Genomic DNA, 2,663 nt, shown 5'->3' on the forward strand with positions numbered 1-2,663 from the left:
ACGAGTGTATTTTCAGTAACTTGATTAATTTTATTATTCCATTTAAAATGCATAAAGGAGTCCTCCTTGTTTGATGATGGGTCAATGGTCGTTGACACTCATGCATCATACTAGAGGGCTCCTTTTCTTTCAAGACCTCGAACATCCTTCAAACAGGAATGCTGCCCCGTTAGTAAAATCACTCCTATGTCTAGAATTCTATTAAGTTGGCAATAATCCCTTTTATATTACTATTTTAGGGGGAATGGAATTGTTACTGTCAAAAGCATGGACTTTGTTTGAAGCAGATAAACGAATAGAGGGCTTTTCGCCACAAACGCTGAAGGCCTACCGGTTACAGTCTTTTCTATTAATTGGTTATTTTAAGGATATAGAGATGGAATTGCTTGACACCAATCAACTGAAGGAATATCTTGCTATATCCGGCAAGCACTTAAAACCAGCTAGTCTTGCACACCGTATCCGCTCTATGAAATCATTTTTTCGTTGGTCTCATGAAGAAGGATACCTGGGTAAGAATCCAACTTCCAAAATTAAAGAACCGAAAGTAGGAAAGCGGATACCCAAGTATTTAACCGAACGGGAGATTGAACACCTCCGTGAATCCTGTCATTCCGCAATGGAAAAAGCGATTTTCGAATTCATGTTTTCTACTGTTTGCCGAATTGGAGAAATAGTTGCGTTAGAAAAGAACCATATTAATTGGTCCAATCAATCCGCAATCGTTAGAGGAAAAGGTGATAAGGAAAGGGAGGTTTATTTTAATACGCGTTGTGACATGTGGCTTAAACGATATATTGAAAGCCGTAATGACAATAATCCTGCCATCTTTGTGACAGTAAGGCAGCAGCCACATAAAATGAGTGTTGCCCAAATGCGATACATCATCAAGAGGATATCAAATCGTGCTGAAATCAATAAAGAAATTCATCCACACCAACTTAGACACAGCTATGCAACTCATTTGTTGAACAATGGAGCTCCCATAGAAGTCATACAAAGTCTTATGGGGCACGAGAAAAGCGAAACAACTAGGATCTACGCTCAATTAAGCGGGAGGCTAAGGAAAGAGTATTATCAGAAGTACTTTTAAAAGTACAAGGAGCAATGTCTTAAAAGACCTTTGCTCCACTTGACTAAAGCACTCCGTTACTTGAAGAACATCTAAAGTGTCCCCTTAAATTTCTGGCTAATTTACAGTGAATCTTTTCACAGAGTAACTATAGCTTTTGAACCTCATACTTTTTATTAAGATACTTTTTTCTTACTCTTTTTCTTTTCTCTTCTTTTCGATTTTTCTAAATAATGAATAAACTATTGTAATTACAATATAAAGTATGACAAAATTTAGAAATACACTAATTTCATATTTACTCTCTATATATACGTATAACCCTACCACCATCGCTACAATCAATGGTTTGTACATCGAAATATTCATAATCAATCCACCTTTTCTTAATATTAGAAATAATTTTACAATATTTTCTTGAAAATAAACAGTTTTTATATTAATATCTTAAATATAATATGTAATTAGTTTACATATTAAACATTAAAAGGAAAAGAGGATTTTATTATGGTATCAAAGAAAATTTTATCAGCACTAGTTGTTTCATCTTTAGTAGTTCCTTCATTTTCAACAAATCTAGCAAGTGCAAATGAGCTAGAGCCAGAGCCAGTAGCACCCAATATATTAACTGAAAATTCAAACGAAGCATTAGCTAAAGAAATATTAGAAAATGGAATAGTTTCTGATATTGTTGTAATAGAAAATAACAATTTAGAGGCAGAGGTTCCAGAGGGCTTTGCACCTCTTGAGGAAAGCATTATACAATATGGAGTTGATCCAGGAGGCGGTACTACATACTGGGATGGCTTTTACTCAATTAACCAAACAATTCCTACATGGGTACTTGCTGTAAGTGCAGCGTATGTTGGTACTTGGATTGCGGAAAGATATAAAATCCCAACAAAAATAACAGCCGCATTAATGGCTGGTGTAGGAATTGTTACAACTAAAGAATATGTTATAAAAGGTACTACATACTATAAATTAATCAGTGCTACAAAAGCAGAATATTATACAATGACATCACTTTATATCGATGGCAAATTAAAAGCTAGTACTGATGGTTCGTGGACAGCTGCAATAGATACTAATATAGACTAAAATAAATAATCGAATGTAAAGGAACTAGAGCAATATAAACTGGCACCTATGTCGAAGACACAATAAAAAAGTGATTAAGCAACTAGAAGATGATTCCTATATTGATTGAGGGCACTGAAAAAGTCCAACATAATATTAAACCGATTGGAGAAACAGAATTTTTTTCTCCAATCGGTTTTTCTTTTCGTTCAATTTCCTCTCAATAGTATAATAAAGAAAAACCAACTCGAGGTGGTGCGACTATGATTTCTAAACAAGAAACATTGAACTTAAGTCCGTATATGGCATTATATAATTTAATCATCCCAAAAGATAATATGCTTCGCCAAATCAATGAACTTGTTGATTTTTCATTTATATTAGACGAACTAAAATCAAAGTACTGTTTGGATAATGGTCGAAATGCGATTCCACCCATTCGTATGTTCAAATATTTACTCCTGAAAGCCATTTATGATTTATCAGATGTCGATTTAGTTGAACGTTCAAA

General features: G+C 34.2%; 3 protein-coding genes. All 3 read left to right on the forward strand.

Annotation, left to right across the window (positions count from 1 at the left end; all coding sequences use genetic code 11):
* Positions 1-250: 250 nt before the first annotated feature.
* Positions 251-1,093, forward strand: coding sequence for a tyrosine-type recombinase/integrase (locus AC1DCY_RS27000; RefSeq protein ID WP_477355718.1), 843 nt, complete (start codon positions 251-253; stop codon positions 1,091-1,093).
* 486 nt (positions 1,094-1,579) lie between these two features.
* Positions 1,580-2,173 (forward strand): hypothetical protein, encoded by a 594-nt coding sequence (locus tag AC1DCY_RS27005; protein ID WP_477355721.1) that lies wholly within the window; start codon positions 1,580-1,582, stop codon positions 2,171-2,173.
* Between the two features lie 242 nt (positions 2,174-2,415).
* Positions 2,416-2,663 (forward strand): transposase (locus tag AC1DCY_RS27010; RefSeq protein ID WP_477355724.1); only part of this gene is annotated, 248 nt, incomplete at its 3' end.

This window comes from Lysinibacillus sp. 10T31 (genome assembly GCF_056394365.1).